Source organism: Shewanella sp. HN-41 (genome assembly GCF_000217915.1).
In the GTDB taxonomy this organism is placed as follows: domain Bacteria; phylum Pseudomonadota; class Gammaproteobacteria; order Enterobacterales; family Shewanellaceae; genus Shewanella.
This window is the reverse complement of the sequence record NZ_AFOZ01000043.1, coordinates 14,100-34,392: the sequence shown is the minus strand read 5'-3', so window position 1 is coordinate 34,392 and position 20,293 is coordinate 14,100. Positions and strand designations below refer to the sequence as shown.

The window sequence follows — 20,293 nt, the reverse complement described above, 5'->3', positions numbered from 1 at the left end:
TTAACCGCAAACTCGACCTCCTCCTCTCTCTCCTCGCGGTTTATACGCGGAGGTCTTAGTGTTGCACGCTCGATAAATAGGCAAAGCATTCACAAACCCCGCACAAATGTTGCGGGGTTTTTTGTATCTGAATACGGCAAAAGTTAAATAATGAACGGTGACGTTCCATGGAGAAGCGAGATGTCTAACAGAGTAATTATATTTGATACCACCTTACGTGATGGTGAGCAGGCGTTAGCCGCAAGCCTTACGGTCAAAGAAAAGTTACAGATCGCCATGGCGCTGGAACGTCTAGGTGTTGATGTGATGGAAGTGGGTTTTCCTGTCTCATCACCCGGTGATTTTGAATCGGTGCAGACCATAGCGCGCACCATCAAAAATAGCCGCGTTTGTGCGTTATCCCGCGCACTGGAAAAGGACATTGATGCCGCGGCGCAGGCCTTGTCTGTTGCAGACCAATTCCGTATCCATACGTTTATCTCGACATCGACGATTCATGTGGAAAGCAAGCTGAAGCGCTCGTTTGATCAAGTGTTAGAAATGGCGGTCGGCGCCGTGAAATACGCCCGCCGCTTTACCGATGATGTGGAATTTTCCTGTGAGGATGCGGGACGCACCCCAATCGATAATCTGTGTCGTATGGTGGAGGCCGCGATTCTTGCTGGCGCACGTACCATTAACATTCCCGATACGGTCGGTTACACAGTACCAAGCGAGTTTGGCAATATTATCCAAACCCTGTTTAACCGCGTGCCGAATATCGACCAAGCGGTGATCTCAGTGCATTGCCACGATGATCTAGGGTTATCTGTGGCTAACTCGATTACCGCAGTGCAACATGGTGCGCGTCAAATCGAATGTACAATCAATGGTATAGGTGAGCGTGCGGGTAACTGTTCATTGGAAGAGATCGCTATGATTTTAGCGACGCGCAAGGGCATGTTGGGTTTAGAAACAGGCATTAACGCTAAGGAAATCCACCGTACTTCTAATTTAGTTAGCCAGTTATGCAATATGCCTGTACAGGCGAATAAGGCGATTGTTGGTGCCAATGCTTTTACCCACTCGTCGGGAATTCACCAAGATGGCATGTTAAAAGCGCAGAATACCTATGAGATCATGACACCCGAAAGCATAGGTTTGAATCGCAACAATTTAAATATGACGTCGCGCTCCGGTCGCCATGTGATCAAGCATCGCATGGAAGAAATGGGTTATAGCGAGCACGATTACAATATGGATGCGCTGTACGAAGAGTTCCTAAAATTGGCGGATAAGAAAGGCCAAGTATTCGATTATGACTTAGAAGCCTTAGCCTTTATGGAAGCTCAGGCCGAAGAAGACAATCACTACCAATTACAGCAATTAGTGGTGCAGTCTGACTCTACCGAAGGCGTTGCCACAGCGACCGTGCGTATCGAAGTGGGCGGCGAAATTAAAACCGAAGCCGCAACGGGCAATGGGCCTGTCGATGCCGCCTATAACGCGATTGCCCGTGCAACCGATTGTCGTATCGACATCATCAGCTATAAGTTAGGCGCTAAGGGTGTAGGCCAAAATGCCTTAGGTCAAGTGGACATTACCGCCGTTTACCACGAGCAAAACTTCCACGGTGTTGGTTTAGCGACCGATGTGGTTGAGGCATCGGCACGTGCTTTAGTGCATGTGATGAACTTAACTTACCGTGCAGACAAGGTCGCCGATTACAAACAGAGCATGCAAAAGAATCGAGGGCTAGGCGGCGTCTAGTCGCTAAAAGCTTCCAAAGAATAGCAAGGCCTTGCATAAAGCATTCACATTTAAAGGAGTTGGTTGGCGTATGAATTATCAAATAGCAGTATTAGCAGGGGATGGGATCGGTCCAGAAGTCATGGCTGAGGCGCGTAAAGTGCTACGTGAAGTGGAAGCGCGTTTTGGTCTTAATATTGAATACAGCGAATACGATGTCGGCGGTATTGCCATCGATAACCACGGTTGCCCCTTACCCGATGCCACACTAAAAGGTTGTGAGGCGGCCGATGCGATTCTATTCGGTTCGGTCGGCGGCCCTAAGTGGGAAAAGTTACCACCGAATGAGCAACCAGAACGTGGCGCGCTATTGCCTCTGCGTGGTCACTTCGAACTGTTTTGTAATCTGCGTCCTGCCAAACTGCACGATGGCTTAGAGCATATGTCACCACTGCGCAGCGATATCTCTGCCCGTGGCTTTGATGTCTTATGTGTGCGTGAGTTAACCGGTGGCATTTATTTTGGTAAGCCAAAGGGCCGCCAAGGTGAAGGCGAGAGTGAAGAAGCCTTCGATACCATGCGTTATAGTCGCCGTGAAATTAGCCGTATCGCCCGCATCGCCTTTGAAGCTGCCCGCGGTCGTCGCAAAAAAGTGACCTCTGTGGATAAAGCCAACGTGTTGGCTTGTTCTGTGTTATGGCGCCAAGTGGTTGAAGAAGTGGCGGTTGATTTCCCCGATGTCGAGCTGGAACATATCTATATCGACAATGCGACTATGCAGCTGCTGCGCCGCCCCGATGAGTTCGATGTGATGTTATGTTCTAACCTGTTCGGCGACATTTTATCCGACGAAATTGCTATGTTAACGGGCTCTATGGGCTTGTTGTCATCGGCGAGCATGAACAGCACTGGCTTTGGTTTATTCGAACCTGCGGGTGGCAGTGCGCCAGATATCGCAGGCAAAGGCATTGCAAATCCTATCGCGCAAATTCTGTCGGCAGCACTGATGCTACGCCACAGCTTAAAGCAAGAAGAAGCCGCGTGTGCGATTGAGCGTGCCGTGAGCAAAGCTTTGAACTCTGGCTATTTAACCGGTGAGCTGTTGAGTAGCGACAAACGTAGCGAAGCGAAATCGACGGCAGAAATGGGTGACTTTATCGCCAATGCTATAAAGGAAGGTGTGTAATGACGACTGTACCAAAAAACGTGGCGGCAAAGACGCTGTACCAAAAAGTATGGGATGCGCATATCGTTGCCTCTCCCGAGGGTGAAGCGCCGATCATTTATGTCGATAGACATTTGGTCCATGAAGTGACATCACCGCAAGCTTTCAGTGGTTTGAAGGTGGCGGGCCGCAAGCTGCGTGCGCCGGAAAAAACCTTTGCCACTATGGATCATAATACTTCGACCCGCAGTGCCAGTTTAGATGCCCTAAGCCCGATGGCACGCACTCAGGTGGAAACCCTAGCGCAAAACTGTAAAGACTTTGGCGTACGCTTATATGATATTCATCATCCTAATCAAGGGATTGTGCATGTGATGGGCCCTGAGTTAGGCATTACCTTACCGGGCACTGTGATTGTCTGTGGCGATTCCCATACCGCCACCCACGGCGCCTTTGGCGCATTGGCGTTCGGGATTGGCACATCGGAAGTTGAGCACGTTTTAGCAACGCAAACGCTGCGTCAGTTAAAAGCTAAGACCATGAAGATTGAAGTGCGTGGCCATGTCACCGATGGCGTGACCGCCAAAGATATCGTACTGGCTATTATTGGCAAAATTGGCATGGATGGTGGCACTGGCTATGTGGTGGAGTTCTGCGGCGAGGCGATTGAAGCCCTGTCGATGGAAGGCCGCATGACAGTGTGTAACATGGCAATTGAGATGGGCGCTAAGGCGGGTATGGTCGCGCCGGATCAAACCACTTTCGATTATTTAGAAGGTCGCGAATTTGCGCCAAAGGGCGAAGATTGGGCTGAGGCTGTGGCTTACTGGAAAGCTATCAAGACCGATGATGACGCTGTGTTTGATGCGACAGTGGTATTGGATGCCGCCGATATCGCGCCGCAGCTGACTTGGGGCACTAACCCAGGTCAAGTGGTGGCAATCGATGGCAAAGTGCCAGATCCCATTAATGAAGCTAACCCAAGCACCCGAGCCAGCATGGAAAAGGCCTTAGAATACATTGGCCTGAGTGCGGGTACGCCGATGACAGACATCAGTATCAACAAGGTGTTTATCGGTTCTTGTACTAACTCACGGATTGAAGATTTACGCAGCGCCGCCGTACAGGCCAAAGGTCGTAAAGTCGCTGACGGAGTTACTGCGATTGTGGTGCCAGGTTCTGGCCAAGTGAAAGCACAAGCCGAAGCCGAAGGCTTAGATAAAATCTTTATCGAAGCGGGATTCGAGTGGCGTTTACCGGGTTGTTCTATGTGTCTAGCGATGAACGATGACAGGTTAGAAGCAGGCGATCGCTGCGCTTCGACCAGTAATCGTAACTTCGAAGGTCGCCAAGGTCGCGGTAGCCGCACCCATTTGGTGAGTCCGGCAATGGCCGCAGCCGCTGCGGTGGCAGGGCATTTTGTCGATATTCGTAAACCCTACTAATTACCGTAAACCCAAGAGGAGAAGTTAATGCAACCTTTTACGACCCATACCGGGCTTGCGGTCATGATCGACAGCACCAATATCGATACGGATCAGATCATTCCGAAACAGTTTTTGTCTAAAGTCACGCGCGATGGTTTTGGTGTGCACTTATTCCACGACTGGCGTTATTTAGATGATGCAGGCGATCAGCCTAATCCTGAGTTCCCATTGAATCAAAGTCGTTATAAAGGCGCATCGATTCTGCTGGCGCAGGAAAACTTTGGTTGTGGTTCGAGCCGCGAACACGCGCCTTGGGCACTGGCGGACTTTGGTCTGCGTGCCATTATTGCCCCTAGTTTTGCCGACATTTTTTACGGTAACTCAATCAATAATGGCTTATTACCCGTGGTACTAACCCACGCGCAGGTGCGCCAATTAATGGATGAAGTGGCGGCAGAAGAAGGCGCAAAAATTACGGTCGATCTTACCGCATGTAAAGTGATTTCACCGTCGGGCGCCGAGTTTAGTTTTACGCTGGCTGAGTCGGCGAGACATAAGTTACTCAATGGGTTAGATGCGATTGGGCTAACCTTATCCCATGCTGCACAGATTGATCAGTACGAAACCCAAATCCAAGGTTGGCGCCGTTAGTTTTTCAGCGCACATATGTACATGAGCTTGGTCTGTATTGAAGTGCCTAGGTTAATCCCTAGGCGCTTTTGTTTTAAATAACCATTCGGTGATAAATTAAACCATTGTATTTTAAATAGTAAATTTATAGCTCTGTTTTTTTCTTATAAAATTTTTGTATTGTCAGTGATTTATGCTGAATTTGTTCCGTTTAAATTGTTTACACGTGTTTTTGTGTTTTGTTGGTTTATGATTTTGTTTATTAAAGAGTATTTTTAAATTTAATCATTTCTAGTTAACTATTGCGGCGAATAAAAACTCTGCATTTAGGGCCTGATTTCTGTTTAAATGGTGATATTGGTCACTAAATCTGTTTTAAAGTCGTGATTGTCCAGAGTTTTTATCTGTTTTATCTCCTTTGGTTGCAAACATCTTCTGCATAAGTAAACTGCCTCGCATTCAAACTGGAGTGTTTACTCTATTTTGCCTGAACGCCGCAGTACTCATCTAAGTAGTACAGATAACAATAATATGATTAGAGAATAACAATGCAAAAACGTCTTCTGACTTTGGCTGTCACTGCAGCACTGTTAAGTTCAACAACTCAACTCCATGCCGCTGGTTTTCAATTAGCCGAATATTCTGCCACAGGTTTAGGTCGTGCCTTTGCGGGTGAAGCGGCTATGGCGGATAACGCTTCTGCTCAAGGCCGAAATCCAGCCATGCTAACTTACCTTGAAGGTCGTCAGTTATCTGCGGGTGGCATTTACGTTATGCCAAATGTCGATGTGAAAGGTGATGTCAGCCTAAGCTCGCCGTTGCTTGGCCCAGATCCTGTTATTATGAAAGGTGGCGATGCACTGGATGTGGCCGATGATGCACTGGTGCCAAACTTTTATTATTCAAATCAGCTAAATGATCAATGGACATGGGGCCTAGCGGTAAACTCTAACTATGGCCTAGCCACAGAGTTACCCGCGACCCACGCCGCGGCTATTTTTGGTAACAAGACTTCGGTTACGACCGTTGAATTTAATCCAAACATCGCTTACCGCATCAATGAGGCTGTCAGCATTGGTGCCGGTGTACGTATCGTTTATGGTGAAGGCGAAATTGGTGCTTCATTACCGGGTTGGGTTGATAGCATTAAACCTGCATTGCCTCCTCAAGTTGCTGGCATGTTACCCCCAGGTGGCACTGAACTGAAAAGCATGGAGGGGGATGATGTCGGTTACGGTTGGCAGTTAGGTGCAAGCTGGCAAATTAATTCAGCCCATCGTTTAGGCTTTGCGTATCACAGCGGCGTGCAACTGGACTTAGATGGCCATGCTTCTGGCGTCTTGTATACCGGCGGCCAAGATGTGTCTATCGAAGGTTATTTACCGCTTGAGTTACCTGCCTTTGCAGAGATTGCTTCCCATCATCAATTGACCGATAACTGGGCCATGCACGCCAGCGTGAACTGGACCGATTGGAGTGTATTTGATCAACTGGTGGCTTATTTCCCGGGTGACGTTAAACCTAAGGGCGACTTAGAGTCTGATTTAGTTAAAGAAGAACACTTTGAAGATAACTGGCGTTTTGCGCTAGGAACCACTTACCAAGTGAATAATGACTGGTTAGTGCGTGCTGGTGTGGCCTTAGATAAAACGGCGGCGACTGACGAGTGGCGTACAACTACGATTCCTGACTCTGACCGTCTGTGGTTCTCTGTGGGCGCAGGTTATCGGGCCACTAAGAATCTGAACGTTGATTTTGCGGTGACTTATATCAAAGCCACGGGTGATGCGCCCATCAACGAACAGCAAAACCTATTAAACCTAGCGACAGTTAGTTTTAGCGGTGAAGCGAGCGGCAATGTGTGGCTTGCGGGTATCCAAATGAGCTACAAGATGTAAGTGCTGTTAAGTTAATAAAAAGCCCTGAATCTTCAGGGCTTTTTTGTTTTATTCTTGAGGTTTTGGATTTTTAGGTTCATGGGTTCGATGGATACCTAAACTGCCGAGCACATATTTTTCATAGATGGGCTCACTGGTTCCGTGGCGAACCTTGTAGAGGAAATATTTCTCAAAGGCAATTTTGGCGACATGTACCCATTTACCCATGGAGGTCCAGTTCGCATTGCGTGGTGGATTTTGGGGTAAAGCGACAAACGCTGCGCCTTTGTCGCCCATATCGGCGAGACAAATGGCATTGAGTGTGGGTTTAGTGTTGGGAGACTCACCTTTTAAGCTAGCGAGAATATTATCCACAATCGCAGTGGTCATGGATTCAATCATAAAGCCAGTTTTAGGGACGCCAATAGGAACGGGTGTTTTCTCCAGTGGCGGCAGTGCAACACAGACTCCCGCGGCAAAGATCTCGGGATAACGTGGTGAGCGTTGATAACCGTCGGTGAGGACAAAGCCCTTTTCATTACAGAGTTCGGGCACGGCTGCAATCGCTGCGCTGCCCTTGAAAGGCGGCAAAAACATCGCTAGAGAAAAAGGTAAAGCATGTTGAAACTCGACTTCGCCTTTTCTATCTAGTTCATCTACATAGGCCATGCCCGATTCGAAGTGAGTGGTTTTTGCATTGCAAATCCATTTGATACTTCGCTCTCTAAATTCATGTTCCATTAATGACTTAGAGTCGCCAACACCACCTAATCCCATGTGGCCGACATAGGGCTCGCTGGTGACAAAGGTAATGGGAACATGTTGGCGAATTTTATGTTTTCTTAATAGGTGTTCAAGCGATAACACATATTCGTAGGCGGGCCCGAAGCAACTGGCTCCTTGTAATGCCCCAACAACGACGGGGCCAGGTGAGGCGAGTAACTGTTGAAAACATTCATAGGCTTTTTCGGCATGGTCTAAGGTGCAGATGGATTGAGTGAAACCGTCAGGGCCCGCCCCCGGCACATTTTCGAATGCGAGTTTGGGGCCTGAGCAGATCACGAGATAGTCATAGTGATCTGTGCTGCCGTCGCCAAGAGTGAGCTGACGCTTGATAGGATCGATATGGGTAACGCCTTCACCCGAGTAACTTATCTTACGTTTACCCAGATAAGTGCCTATCGGTAGGCTAATTTCATCACGCGTTCTTTCTCCCAAGGCTATCCAAGGGTTGGATGGAACAAACTGAAAATAGTCCCCTTCACTAATCACGCCTACTTCGCAGTCGGCCGGAAGTCGTTGCTTGAGTTCGAATGCAGCAGAAACGCCTCCTAGCCCAGCACCTATTACTATCACTTTTTTCATCATGCTCTCCTAAAAACGGACTGGTCATCAATGCGCCTACCTTGGCTCATTGCCTTGTGTTGTCATTATCAATTAGATTTTTCTAATGATATAAGCGTAGGCCGTCTTTAGTTGTTTGCAACTCTATTTCTATGCTTTTTATGATTTATTGGGATAGTTTCACCTGTGCCAAATGGTAATGGGCTGGTCATAGTGGGTTATTGCGAATATATTCGATACCCATATTAGGCTTATCAGGCCTGAAGTTGTAAGCACTGAGCTAATGATAGTAGGGTATTCAGAGTGATACTCGGAATGGATATAGGATAGGAAAGCGTGCAGAAAAATACGTGGTGGCCTTAGATCAAGGCACGACTAGCTCAAGGGCGATAGTGTTCGATCACGACGCAAACATTGTTAGCGTGTCCCAGCGGGAATTCACCCAGTTGTATCCTAACCCTGGTTGGGTCGAGCATGATCCCATGGAGATTTGGGCAAGCCAAAGTTCAGTGTTAATTGAGGTGCTGGCGCGCGCGGGGATCCATAGCGATGAAGTGGCCGCGATAGGCATTACCAATCAGCGGGAAACCACTGTCATTTGGGAGAAAGCCACAGGCAAACCTATCTATAACGCGATTGTGTGGCAGTGCCGTCGCAGCTCTGAGATCTGCGAGCAACTCAAAGCCCAAGGGCTAGAAGAGTATGTGCGTGAAAACACAGGCCTATTACTCGACCCTTATTTTTCAGGCACTAAGATCAAGTGGATTCTAGATAATGTGCCTAATGCCCGTGCGCAAGCCGAGCGCGGTGAGTTGTTGTTCGGCACTATTGATACTTGGCTAGTGTGGAAGTTAACCGAGGGCAAAGTGCATGTCACCGATCCCACCAATGCTGCCCGTACTCTGCTGTTTAATATCCATAATTTGACTTGGGATATTAAGTTACTTGAGGCTTTAGACATCCCCTTGTCCCTGTTGCCCGAAGTGAAGCCTTCCTGCAGTGTCTATGGCACCACACGGATTGCTGGCGAAGGCAGTGAAATCCAAGTCGCAGGGATGGCGGGCGACCAACAAGCGGCGCTTTTTGGCCAGCTGTGTGTCGAGCCTGGCATGGCGAAGAATACCTATGGCACAGGCTGTTTTTTGTTGATGAATACCGGGACAAAAGCGGTGCGCTCCAACCATGGGTTACTGACCACAGTTGCCGTGGGGCCGAAGGGCGAAGTGAACTATGCCCTCGAAGGTTCAGTCTTCATGGGTGGCGCGACCATTCAATGGCTGCGGGATGAACTGGGGCTTATTCGTGACGCCAGTGATACTGAGTACTTTGCCTCTAAGGTTGCTGATACCAATGGCGTGTATCTAGTGCCCGCCTTTGTGGGACTCGGTGCGCCCTATTGGGATCCCAATGCCCGTGGCGCACTCTTTGGGTTAACCCGTGGTGCCAACCGTAATCATATTATTCGAGCGGCGTTAGAATCTATCGCTTACCAGAGTAAAGATTTACTCGATGCCATGACCAAAGACAGTGGCGTCAGCCTTAAGCGTTTGAAGGTGGATGGTGGCGCGGTTGCCAATGATTTTTTGATGCAATTTCAAGCCGATATTACCGATGTTGAAGTACTAAGGCCGAGTGTTTGTGAGACAACCGCTTTGGGCGCGGCATTTTTAGCTGGGCTGGCGGTGGGCTTTTGGGAGAGTGTCATTGAGCTTGAGCACAAGGCTTGTATCGATAAGCATTTTATCCCCAACATTGATGCCGAGACTCGGGTGCGGTTATACGCAGGTTGGCAGGATGCCGTCGCCAGAACCCGCGCCTAAGCTATTTGAGTGAAGTGACATGATTTGGGGTGGAGGCATACTTAGACTTGAGCTTGAGTGGGTTTAAAATGTGACTCGGTTGCAGCTAATAAAAAGGCGCTAATTCAATGGGATTGCGCCTTTTCTGTTTTATATTAATACGGATTTATACTTCCACATCAATAATATGCTGACTTGGCGGCTTCTTGATTTCCGCCGTATCGTCAGTCACCTCAAGCAACAGACCCTCTTTTAATTTGCCTGGCTTATCGGACGCGCGGCGCTTTTTATTACGCTTGGTATCGGATTCTTTGCGTCTGTCCCTGACTCTGGCGTCACGACCCTCTATGGTAGGGGGGAGTTGCGACTGGGGCGATTCATGGCTATCAGGCGCATTCGCTGTGGTACTGCTCACCTGATCCACGACCCGTTTAGGGTGTAACACCGCTTTAACTGGCTGTGCCAGCATGGCATAAATACTATCCAATCCACTCATAACGCCTCCTTTTTTAAGCCACTTGACAGTCTATCGGCAGGAGTTGGTGAATATTTAGACTATACGCTGTTTCAGATAGTTTGGCGATCTGTCGTGTTTAGCAAAAATCGATGTTGTGCCTTGGTCACGAGTGCGAGTTTGCACGGTTGGGCGGGGTGCTGACAGCTGAGGCGTACGCCTGACTCTAGTTCTGAGGCGCTAAGTCTATCTAGATCATAGTCATTGGGCGCCGGGGCATGCTCTACGAAGCGTAGCTTGCATAAACCGCAGCGTCCGCCGCCGCCACAACTTGTGCGGAGCCTTTCCTTCCCTTGGTTAAGACTGTGCAGCAGCGTACCAGGGTGGAGCGTCAGTTCACTTAGTCGCTCGCCCTGCTCTGAATATAAATGGATTTTCCCTAGCGAGGTTAATGGCCTAATACGGGGAAGGCGCAATTGACCTTGGCTGAACTTATGCCCTAGGGTTAGTACGCCGCTAATACCCAGTAAAAGTGCCCCGAGGCTGATAATTTGTACGAGAGCATGGTTAAAGCTAATGCCATTTTCTGGGACATAATCCATAAAATGCAGCATAAACAGCAGATCCTTGAGATCGGACTGATGATTTTGGTGGGCGAGTACCCTGCCAGAAGCCGAATCAAGGTAAATTCGGGTGCCAAGAGCATCACCGGTATCAATCTGCACAACGGGCCCTTGGGCGGCAAAGGCGGTTGCATTCGTGAGGGGGCGTGCAGTACTCATGGTTCCCGAACCTGAGTAGCTTGCCTGGGCTATTTGAGTTAATTGCCCAAGTGTTAGCTGCATGGGTTCAAGCGAGTCTGCCCAAAACCAATACCCTTGTGTCCGGGTGCTGAGCGCGTATACGGGACGATTTAATACGGCAACGAGCTTTAGCTGAATAAACCCTTGGGATTGGTATTGGGCGATTAATGTATCTGGATTGGCGAGGGGGACTGATATTGCCGCCGGTGTATCGCTAATTCGATAGACATCGGCATCGAGTTTTTGCTCGTCGATAAGATTAAAAGCCAAGCCCGTTGCTAACCAGATAAGGAATTGCAAACCAACAATCAGCCCTAGCCATTTATGCAGGGTTTGAGCAACTAGCCACCAGGATAGTTTGTTGTTAACCGTAGAGGATATCATTGTCTATCCTCTTTTATCTTACTGTTTCTAAAGCTGATGTAGGTCAACGCTATACCAAAAAGTGCCGTTAATATGGCTAAACTTGTCATGGATCTGAGTAGGGGGTTATGTACATCTTCACGGGTATCGTAATCCATGATGTGCAGCATCCACAGGATATCGAAAAGTCGCCAATAATCGTGGCGAGTGCTAACGAGTCGTCCGGTTGTTGCCGAAATATACAGGCTCGAATGTGCCATATCATCGAATTCAAGCTGCCATACGGGTATGAGTCGAGGGGATATTTCGGTGGGAACAGTGTGCTGGTGGAGTGTGGCTCCTATGATGTTAGCTGTGCCCGTATAAACTTGCACCGCCGCTTTTCGGGCTTGGTCCTCGGCCAAAAGGGGTTGGATCTTGCCTGTGGTCGCATCGAGTTGCTGCAACTTGTTATCGATTTGAGCGCTGTAATAGAGATGTCCTTGGGTGACATAGAGAGTGATATCGGTCGCTTGAGGGTGATCCCTGAGTAAGTCGTTAACACTGTAGCTTGGAGGGGACACGCTAAATTCCGCAGTTTTAGTGTGATCGGTTAAATGCTTTCCACGGATAAATTCAATATCCATCAGCACCATATAAACACCAGAACCTAACCAAATCATAATTTGTATGGCACTGATTAAGGCTAGCCATTTATGGCTACTGCGGATCCAAGGTGCTGTCATTGTGTCACTTTTTGATGGTTGAGTAGGGGCGATCTTTGATCTTTCTCGCAATCATTGAATAAATTTTTTAGCCGAAGCTATCGATCAAAAATAAATATTTAGCGATTTATGCTGAATTAAGCGATTTTATGACGCCGACTAAAAGTGAAATTTAGGTTTATTTTGTTGCGATTTTTGAGTCTATCGTGATTTGCCACAAGATAAAATCCCACAATTATAGATATTCAGCGGCATATTTTGCATTGCAACTGCCTGAAAGCTAACGATTGCTGTTTTTTTACCCTCTATTTAACCCTGTTCTTTCTATTGTTTAGTCGATTTTTTGTCAAAAATTTGTCACTAGGTTATAGGGGCAACATGCTGCTAACCCGCTTGCCGACTGGCTTTATAAAAGGATTCCATCCCTTGACAATGCTTGTCCACTGTCCCTAAACTTAGCAGTTGTGGGAAATAGTGGATATTTGTGGATCAAAAATCAAAGGATAGGATGAATTAGCGTGTTTCGTGGAGCCAGTGCCATCAACCTAGATACAAAGGGACGGATCGCTATTCCAGTGCGATACCGCGAACCTTTGCAGCTTGAGCACCAAGGCCGCATCGTGATTACCGTCGATATTCAATCCGCCTGTTTACTCTTGTATCCGATCCATGAATGGGAATTGATCGAAGCTAAGTTACTGAAACTTTCCGATACCGACAAAACCCAGCGATCCTTAAAACGCATGTTGCTCGGTTATGCCCATGAGGTAGAACTCGATGGCAATGGGCGCATATTACTGCCACCACCGCTAAGGCAATACGCCAACTTAGATAAGCGCATCATGTTGGTGGGACAGTTAAACAAATTTGAGCTGTGGGATGAGCAAGCTTGGCTGCAGCAAATTGATGAGTGTCAGGAAACGATTCGAAGCGAGGAGCTTGCTAACAACGAGCGTCTGGCGGATTTTTCACTCTAACGCGTCGCATAACTAAATAAGAAGAGAGTAATGAGTCAGGAATTTGCCCATTTATCCGTTCTGCTAGAAGAAACGGTTGGCGGTTTGAACATCAAAGATGATGGCATCTATATCGATGGCACGTTCGGCCGCGGTGGTCATTCAAGGCAAGTGTTGCAACGACTCGGCACCAATGGCCGCCTTATTGCTATCGACAGAGATCCACAAGCCATTGAAGCGGCAAAACAATTCGCCGATGACCCCCGTTTCCAAATCGTACATGGCGGTTTTGGCCAGCTAGCAGATTACGTCGAAGAGCTTGGTCTGGTTGGCAAGATTGATGGTGTGTTACTCGACTTAGGTGTGTCTTCACCGCAGCTTGACGATGCAGAACGTGGATTTAGTTTCCTGCGCGATGGTCCGCTCGATATGCGCATGGACAATAGCCAAGGCGAAACGGCGGCCCAGTGGTTAGCGCGCGCCGAAATTGAAGATATGGCGTGGGTATTTAAAACCTATGGCGAAGAGAAAAATGCTCGCCATATTGCCCGCTGTATTGCGGCTGACCGCGATAAAACCCCGTTTTTACGTACCAAAGATTTGGCCGATTTAATTGCCCGTATCACTAAGAATAAAGAACGCAATAAGCACCCTGCAACCCGAGTGTTTCAGGCGATTCGCATTTATATCAATAGTGAGTTAGACCAGATAGATCAAGCTCTTGAGGGAGCGTTAACCGTACTTGCGCCACAGGGACGTTTATCGATTATCAGCTTCCATTCCTTGGAAGACCGCATCGTTAAGCGCTTTATCCGTCGCCACAGTCAAGGCGAAAGTGTGCCGCACGGTCTACCTATTACTGAAGATCAAATTAACAAGTCGCGCAAATTGCGTGCCATCGGCAAGGCAATTATGCCGTCCGATGAGGAAATTGAACGCAATGCCAGAGCCCGTAGTTCGGTGTTACGCATTGCCGAGCGATTAGATTACTAAAGGGGCAAACAACGTGAGTAAGCCCTCTTTAAATCTGCCACGGATCGTTTTGCATGATTTATGGCGCCACAAATGGATCTTGTTATTGGCTTTGCTCGTGCTCAGTAATGCTGTGGCTGTGGTTTATACCAGCCATGTTAGCCGTAAACTCACTACCCAGTGGGACCAACTGCTACAGGAGCGGGACAGATTAGATATCGAGTGGCGCAATTTATTATTGGAAGAGCAATCGCAAACGGAACATAGCCGCATTACGCGTATTGCATCGAAGGAGCTCAACATGAGTCGCCCCTTGCCCAGCGAAGAAGTTGTGGTAAAGGTGCCGTGAGTATAGGGAAAATATGATTAGGCAAGCAAAAACCAAACAGGCGAGCAAAAAGCAAAAACCGCAACTTATCCACTGGCGTCTATACGTTGTGGTGGGGTTTGTGTTTGCGCTATTTTGCAGCCTAGTGGGACGCGCGGCCTATATCCAAATTATCGAGCCCGATAAGCTACGCCATGAAAGCGATATGCGTACCCTGCGTACCACCAGTCGTGAGGTGCAGCGTGGCCTGATCACCGACCGCAATGGCGACATGTTGGCCGTCAGTGTACCTGTACGTGCGGTCTGGGCCGATCCTAAGCAAGTGAATGATAACAATGGTTTTGCCGATATGCGCCGTTGGCAAGCCCTCGCCGATGTATTGCACGAGCCTATCGAAAATGTGCTCGACAGAGTACGTAGTAATCCCACGAAACGTTTTACCTATCTAAAACGCCAAGTCACTCCAGCGGTGGCCGACTACATCACTCAGCTTAAACTGCCTGGGGTGTTTTTAAAGTCAGAGTCCCGTCGTTACTATCCCGGTGGAGAAATCACCGCCCAGTTGATCGGTATCACCAATATCGATGACGTCGGTATTGAAGGGGTAGAGAACGCCTATAACAGCTGGCTCACAGGTACACCGTCTAAGCAAAAAGTTCGCAAATCCCGTGATGGTCATGTGGTGGAGCGTCTCGATATTGTCCAAGAAGGTGAAAGCCCAAATGATCTGGTGTTGAGTATCGATCATCGGATCCAGCAGCTCGCCTATCGAGAGTTAAAGCGCACCACGGAAATGAACCAAGCGACATCGGGTTCAATTGTGGTACTCGATATCCACACCGGTGAAGTGCTGGCAATGGTGAACACGCCATCCTATAACCCTAATTCTCGGGATAATCTGCAAACCTTCAGAATGCGTAACCGCGCCATGACGGATACCTTCGAACCCGGCTCGACCATTAAACCTTTTGTAGTGGCGGCGGCGCTTGAGGCGGGGGCGGTTAAGTCGACCGATATTATCCCTACTTCTCCTGGTTGGATGCGCTTGGGGGGGCGTCAGGTGCGCGATCCGAATAATTATGGTGATATGAGTTTGGCGCGTATTCTGGCCAAATCCAGTAACGTTGGGATCAGTAAATTAGCCCTATCTATCCCCGTACAACAATTGCTTGGCACCTATCAATCTATGGGGCTGGGGAGTTTTTCGGGGATTAACCTTACGGGCGAGAGCGCGGGTTTGATCCAAGACAGACACCGTTGGTCCGACTTTGAACGTGCTACTTTATCTTTCGGTTACGGTTTAACGGCAACCACGCTACAGCTTGCTCGTATGTACGCCACCTTAGGTAATGGGGGCACTTTATACCCAGTGTCCATTTTAAAACTCAAGAAGCCGCCCGAGGGTGAACAGGTCATTTCACAACATGTAGCCAATGATGTGCTGCAGATGATGGTCAGTGTTACCGAAAAAGGCGGCACGGGCACATTAGCCCATATCGATGGTTATCCGGTTGCGGGTAAATCCGGTACTAGCCGTAAGGCGATTGCAGGGGGGTATGGTGATGATTATGTGGCCTTATTTGCAGGCGTTGCCCCAGTAAACAATCCAAAACTGGCGATTGTGGTGGTGGTTAACGAGCCTAAGGGCGATCTCTATTATGGTGGTTCAGTGGCAGGACCGGCGTTCGCTAAAGTCATGTCCGGTGCACTGCAAATGTTAAACGTTGAACCCATTTCCGATAAAGAACAGGTGCAGTTGGCGGGTATCGCCGCAGGGAGAACAGAATGATGTTGTTACGGGATCTGTTAGCGCCTTGGTTTGAGTATTCGGGCAATCAGTCCTTCAACGATTTGACCTTAGATAGCCGCGCAATATGTCGCGGCGATGTGTTTTTGGCGCTGCCTGGGCACAAGGTGGATGGCAGACAGTTTATTGATAAAGCCTTAGCTCAAGGTGCCTCCGTAGTGTTAGTCCATACGGACAACCCAAGTGAGCATGGCAAAGTGCTAACAAGTGAGCATACTGGGCAAGGCGTACAGATTTATTTTTATCGGCTTAGCCAACAGGTTTCGACGTTGGCCGCCGTGCGTTACCCCGTGAGCCAGGGCCAATCCATGGGCGTTATCGGTATCACAGGAACGAACGGTAAGACCTCGACCAGTCAACTTATCGCCCAGCTAACGACCTTATTAGCGGGCAAAGCGGCGGTGATGGGCACTTTAGGTAATGGCCTTTGGGGTGAGTTGGTTGACAGTGGCAATACCACCGCCGATGCCATTACCCTGATGCGACAATTACATGAATTTGAAGCGCAAGGTGTGAGCGTGTGCGCGATGGAGGTCTCTAGCCACGGTTTAGTCCAAGGACGAGTCGATGCCGTACCCTTCGATGTGGCCGTGTTTACCAATCTTACCCGTGACCACTTAGACTACCACGGCGATATGGAAAACTATGCCGTGGCTAAGCAAATGCTATTTCGCTTCGATACATTGCGTCACGGTTTGCTGAACTTAGACGATGCCGTTGGCGCCGTTTGGTTATCTGAGCTGCAAAATGCCGCCGCTAAGATCTGGGGCTTTAGTATTGAGGGACATCCTGATGCTACTTTTTATACCAAAGATGCGCAATTTAATGACCAAGGAGTGCAGGCCACATTAGTTTGGCCTGAGGGCGAAGTCGAAATCCGTTCTCCCTTATTAGGCGCGTTTAACCTATCGAATTTACTCGCTGCATTATCTGCCTCGTATTTACAGGGAATGGATATGCGGGCATTAGCCGAGCAGGTGCCTTATTTAGTGCCTGTCGCAGGTCGAATGGAACGTTTTACCACGGCGGATAACATCACCTTAGTGGTCGATTATGCCCATACCCCAGATGCAATCGAACAGGCGTTAAATGCACTACGTCGCCACTGCATCGGTGATTTATGGTGCGTATTTGGCTGTGGTGGCGACCGTGATAAGGGCAAGCGTCCTCTGATGGGCAGAGCCGCAGAGCAATATGCCGACCGCATTATGGTGACCAGTGACAATGCGCGCAGTGAAGACCCAGCGCAAATTATTACCGATATTATCCAAGGGCTTATTAATCCAGAGCACGCATTGACACAGGTTGATCGTATCACAGCCATCAAAGAGGTTGTGGCATTGGCTAAATCTGGGGATGTGATTTTGCTTGCGGGTAAAGGCCATGAAACTTATCAAGAGGCGGCAGGTGTGCGTCATGACTATGATGAACGCGCCCTGGCACGCCAGTTATCGGAGCAAACCCAATGATCCCTCTTTCCCTCGAGGCCCTTTGCCAACACTTAGGCGCGCATCGAGTCGGTGACGATGTCACTATCCAAGATTTAAGCAGCGATAGCCGTAAAATCGGCGCGGCAACTCTATTCGTCGCCTTAAAGGGTGAGCGTTTCGACGGCCATGATTTTGCTGCCACTGCGATTGAGAACGGAGCTACGGCTCTAATGGTCGAGCGCGAACTTCCCTTTGATATTCCGCAGTTAATCGTGGCGGATTGTCAAAGGGCCATGGGTGCAATTGGTGCCTATGTCCGCAACCAAGTCAATCCCATTTGTGTTGCCTTAACGGGGTCTAACGGTAAAACCAGTGTGAAGGAAATGATTGCCACTATCCTGTCGGCTAAGCATCAAGTCCTTTATACCGCGGGTAATTTCAATAATGAAATTGGCGTGCCTTTGACCCTGCTGCGTTTAACGCCAAAAGATGAATACGGGGTATTCGAACTTGGGGCCAATCACAAGGGGGAAATCGATTACACCTCTGGACTGGTTCGTCCACAAGTGGCGCTGGTCAATAACGTCGGTAGTGCCCACTTAGAGGGCTTTGGTTCCCAGGCGGGTGTTGCGCAGGCCAAATCGGAAATCTTTAATCATTTGCAGCCAGGTGGTACGGCGATTATCAATGCCGATGATGCCTTTGCCGATGTGATGAGGGTGAAGGCTAAGCAATACAAACAACTGAGCTTTTCCCAGCAGGAAGGTGCGGCAAAACGGCATATCGATGTGATTGCAAGCGGACATAAAGCGAATAAAGACGGTTGTTATCGTTTTATGCTCAATTACTTAGGAGAGTCTTGTCCTGTCGTTTTACCTTTGGCGGGACGTCATCAAGTGAGTAATGCCTTAGCCGCTGCAAGTGTGTGTATTGCGCTGGGTTTAAGCCTTGCTGATATAGCGAGTGGTTTAAGCCAATTGACCCCAGTAAAAGGACGGATGCAGCCAACTCAATTAGGACGAATTCGTCTAATCGATGACAGCTATAACGCGAATCCTGTGTCTGTCGGGGCGGCAATCGCTTGGTTAAAGGAAATTTCTGAAAATCGCTGTTTGGTACTGGGAGATTTGGGCGAATTAGGCGACAATGCGCCCCTTTTGCACGCTGAACTCGGACAACTGGCAAAGCAGCAGGGGATTGATGCGCTGTTTTGTACGGGGAGTTTGAGTCAGCACACGAGCCAAGCTTTCGGGGCGGAGCACCATGACAGCGTGGCGACGTTAGTAGAAAAACTGATAAAACACATCAACCAGTTGCCGGGACAGGTGACGGTTTTAGTTAAAGGTTCACGTAGCGCCGCAATGGAGCGGGTCGTGGATGACCTAACAGTAGCCTTCGGGCGTGGGGAGTTAGTGTAGATGCTGGTGTATCTGGCCGAGTATTTAACCCAGTTTTATACAGGGTTTAACGTATTTTCTTATGTGACGTTTAGAGCCATTTTAGGCCTATTAACCGCATTAATTTTTAGCCTATGGTGGGGGCCCAAACTCATCGAGCGTTTGCAACTGATGCAAATTGGTCAAGTCGTACGTAATGACGGACCTGAATCGCATTTTAGTAAACGCGGTACGCCAACAATGGGTGGCTTGTTGATCCTCGCCGCCATCTTTATCAGCGTATTGTTGTGGGGCGATCTCGGTAGCCGCTATGTCTGGGTGATGCTGTTTGTATTAGGCAGCTTCGGCATGATCGGTTTTATCGACGATTACCGTAAAGTGGTGCGTAAAGACACTAAGGGATTGATTGCGCGCTGGAAATATATTCTGCAATCCTTAGCGGCGTTGTTAATCGCCTTCTTTTTATATGCAACCGCAGCTAACCCGGGTGAAACACAGTTAGTGGTGCCTTTCTTTAAAGATGTGATGCCGCAACTTGGCGCCGTGTTTATCGTATTGGCGTACTTCACTATTGTAGGGTCGAGCAATGCGGTCAACTTAACCGATGGTCTAGATGGACTAGCGATTATGCCAACGGTCATGGTCGCGGCGGCGTTTGCCTTGATTGCCTATCTTTCGGGCCACGTCCAGTTTGCTAATTATCTGCATATTCCACATTTACCGGGCTCGGGTGAACTCGTTATCGTCTGTACCGCGATTGTGGGTGCTGGCTTAGGCTTTTTATGGTTTAACACATACCCAGCACAGGTGTTTATGGGCGATGTGGGTTCACTCTCTTTGGGTGCCGCCCTCGGTGCGATCGCGGTATTAGTACGCCAAGAAATCCTGTTAGTCATTATGGGCGGTGTGTTTGTGATGGAAACTGTGTCTGTGATCCTGCAGGTCGGTTCTTACAAGTTACGTGGGCAGCGGATCTTCCGCATGGCGCCCATCCATCACCACTACGAGTTAAAAGGTTGGCCTGAACCACGCGTGATTGTCCGCTTTTGGATTATCTCGATTTTCTTAGTTTTACTCGGCTTAGCCACGTTGAAGTTAAGGTAACAGCT

17 protein-coding genes are annotated in these 20,293 nt (G+C 48.7%); 13 read left to right on the top strand and 4 right to left on the bottom strand.

Translation table 11 applies throughout. From position 1 onward, the window contains the following. The first annotated feature begins 180 nt into the window (after positions 1-180). From leuA to SOHN41_RS16635, 5 genes are all read left to right on the top strand, one after another. Positions 181-1,749, top strand: a complete 1,569-nt coding sequence (leuA, locus tag SOHN41_RS16655; RefSeq protein ID WP_007651278.1) for a 2-isopropylmalate synthase — start codon at positions 181-183, stop codon at positions 1,747-1,749. Positions 1,750-1,819: 70 nt separating this feature from the next. After that, the gene (gene leuB / locus SOHN41_RS16650) at positions 1,820-2,914 is read left to right on the top strand and encodes a 3-isopropylmalate dehydrogenase (protein ID WP_007651276.1); all 1,095 of its coding nucleotides are present in this window, start codon (positions 1,820-1,822) and stop codon (positions 2,912-2,914) included. Further along, on the top strand, positions 2,914-4,338 hold the full coding sequence (gene leuC, locus SOHN41_RS16645) for a 3-isopropylmalate dehydratase large subunit (protein ID WP_007651274.1): 1,425 nt from the start codon (positions 2,914-2,916) through the stop codon (positions 4,336-4,338). The genes leuB and leuC overlap by 1 nt, the downstream gene beginning before the upstream one ends. A gap of 27 nt (positions 4,339-4,365) precedes the next feature. Further along, the gene (gene leuD, locus SOHN41_RS16640; RefSeq protein ID WP_007651273.1) at positions 4,366-4,971 is read left to right on the top strand and encodes a 3-isopropylmalate dehydratase small subunit; all 606 of its coding nucleotides are present in this window, start codon (positions 4,366-4,368) and stop codon (positions 4,969-4,971) included. A gap of 527 nt (positions 4,972-5,498) precedes the next feature. Beyond that, positions 5,499-6,848: an outer membrane protein transport protein gene (locus SOHN41_RS16635; RefSeq protein WP_007651272.1), complete on the top strand. Its 1,350-nt coding sequence runs from the start codon at positions 5,499-5,501 to the stop codon at positions 6,846-6,848. A 48-nt stretch (positions 6,849-6,896) separates the two neighbouring features. On the opposite strand, the gene SOHN41_RS16630 is transcribed toward SOHN41_RS16635, so the two are convergent. Further along, complete coding sequence (locus SOHN41_RS16630; RefSeq protein ID WP_037459481.1) at positions 6,897-8,192, bottom strand: NAD(P)/FAD-dependent oxidoreductase; 1,296 nt, start codon at positions 8,190-8,192, stop codon at positions 6,897-6,899. 305 nt (positions 8,193-8,497) lie between these two features. On the opposite strand from SOHN41_RS16630, the gene glpK reads away from it, so the two are divergent. Next, positions 8,498-9,991, top strand: coding sequence for a glycerol kinase GlpK (gene glpK / locus SOHN41_RS16625; RefSeq protein ID WP_037459479.1), 1,494 nt, complete (start codon positions 8,498-8,500; stop codon positions 9,989-9,991). A gap of 145 nt (positions 9,992-10,136) precedes the next feature. Here glpK and SOHN41_RS16620 read toward each other — a convergent pair whose 3' ends face one another. From SOHN41_RS16620 to SOHN41_RS16610, 3 genes are all read right to left on the bottom strand, one after another. After that, complete coding sequence (locus tag SOHN41_RS16620; RefSeq protein WP_007651269.1) at positions 10,137-10,466, bottom strand: hypothetical protein; 330 nt, start codon at positions 10,464-10,466, stop codon at positions 10,137-10,139. Positions 10,467-10,537: 71 nt separating this feature from the next. Continuing rightward, the gene (locus SOHN41_RS16615) at positions 10,538-11,611 is read right to left on the bottom strand and encodes a PepSY domain-containing protein (RefSeq protein WP_007651268.1); all 1,074 of its coding nucleotides are present in this window, start codon (positions 11,609-11,611) and stop codon (positions 10,538-10,540) included. Next, entirely contained in the window at positions 11,608-12,315 is a 708-nt protein-coding gene (locus SOHN41_RS16610; RefSeq protein WP_007651266.1) for a hypothetical protein, read from the bottom strand. The genes SOHN41_RS16615 and SOHN41_RS16610 overlap by 4 nt, the downstream gene beginning before the upstream one ends. 497 nt (positions 12,316-12,812) lie before the next feature. Here SOHN41_RS16610 and mraZ point away from each other — a divergent pair, with 497 nt between their 5' ends. The 7 genes from mraZ to mraY are packed head-to-tail and all read left to right on the top strand — an operon-like array spanning position 12,813 to position 20,288. Further along, entirely contained in the window at positions 12,813-13,271 is a 459-nt protein-coding gene (gene mraZ / locus SOHN41_RS16605) for a division/cell wall cluster transcriptional repressor MraZ (RefSeq protein ID WP_011624306.1), read from the top strand. Positions 13,272-13,301: 30 nt separating this feature from the next. Next, complete coding sequence (gene rsmH, locus SOHN41_RS16600; protein WP_007651262.1) at positions 13,302-14,243, top strand: 16S rRNA (cytosine(1402)-N(4))-methyltransferase RsmH; 942 nt, start codon at positions 13,302-13,304, stop codon at positions 14,241-14,243. Positions 14,244-14,256: 13 nt separating this feature from the next. Then, the gene (ftsL, locus tag SOHN41_RS16595; protein WP_037459476.1) at positions 14,257-14,571 is read left to right on the top strand and encodes a cell division protein FtsL; all 315 of its coding nucleotides are present in this window, start codon (positions 14,257-14,259) and stop codon (positions 14,569-14,571) included. A gap of 13 nt (positions 14,572-14,584) precedes the next feature. Then, a complete protein-coding gene (locus tag SOHN41_RS16590) occupies positions 14,585-16,339 on the top strand; it encodes a peptidoglycan glycosyltransferase FtsI (protein WP_007651260.1) in 1,755 nt (584 codons plus the stop codon). Further along, the gene (gene murE, locus SOHN41_RS16585; protein ID WP_007651259.1) at positions 16,336-17,826 is read left to right on the top strand and encodes a UDP-N-acetylmuramoyl-L-alanyl-D-glutamate--2,6-diaminopimelate ligase; all 1,491 of its coding nucleotides are present in this window, start codon (positions 16,336-16,338) and stop codon (positions 17,824-17,826) included. The genes SOHN41_RS16590 and murE overlap by 4 nt, the downstream gene beginning before the upstream one ends. Further along, the gene (locus SOHN41_RS16580) at positions 17,823-19,205 is read left to right on the top strand and encodes a UDP-N-acetylmuramoyl-tripeptide--D-alanyl-D-alanine ligase (protein WP_007651258.1); all 1,383 of its coding nucleotides are present in this window, start codon (positions 17,823-17,825) and stop codon (positions 19,203-19,205) included. The genes murE and SOHN41_RS16580 overlap by 4 nt, the downstream gene beginning before the upstream one ends. Next, on the top strand, positions 19,206-20,288 hold the full coding sequence (gene mraY / locus SOHN41_RS16575; protein ID WP_007651257.1) for a phospho-N-acetylmuramoyl-pentapeptide-transferase: 1,083 nt from the start codon (positions 19,206-19,208) through the stop codon (positions 20,286-20,288). The last annotated feature ends 5 nt before the right edge of the window (positions 20,289-20,293 follow it).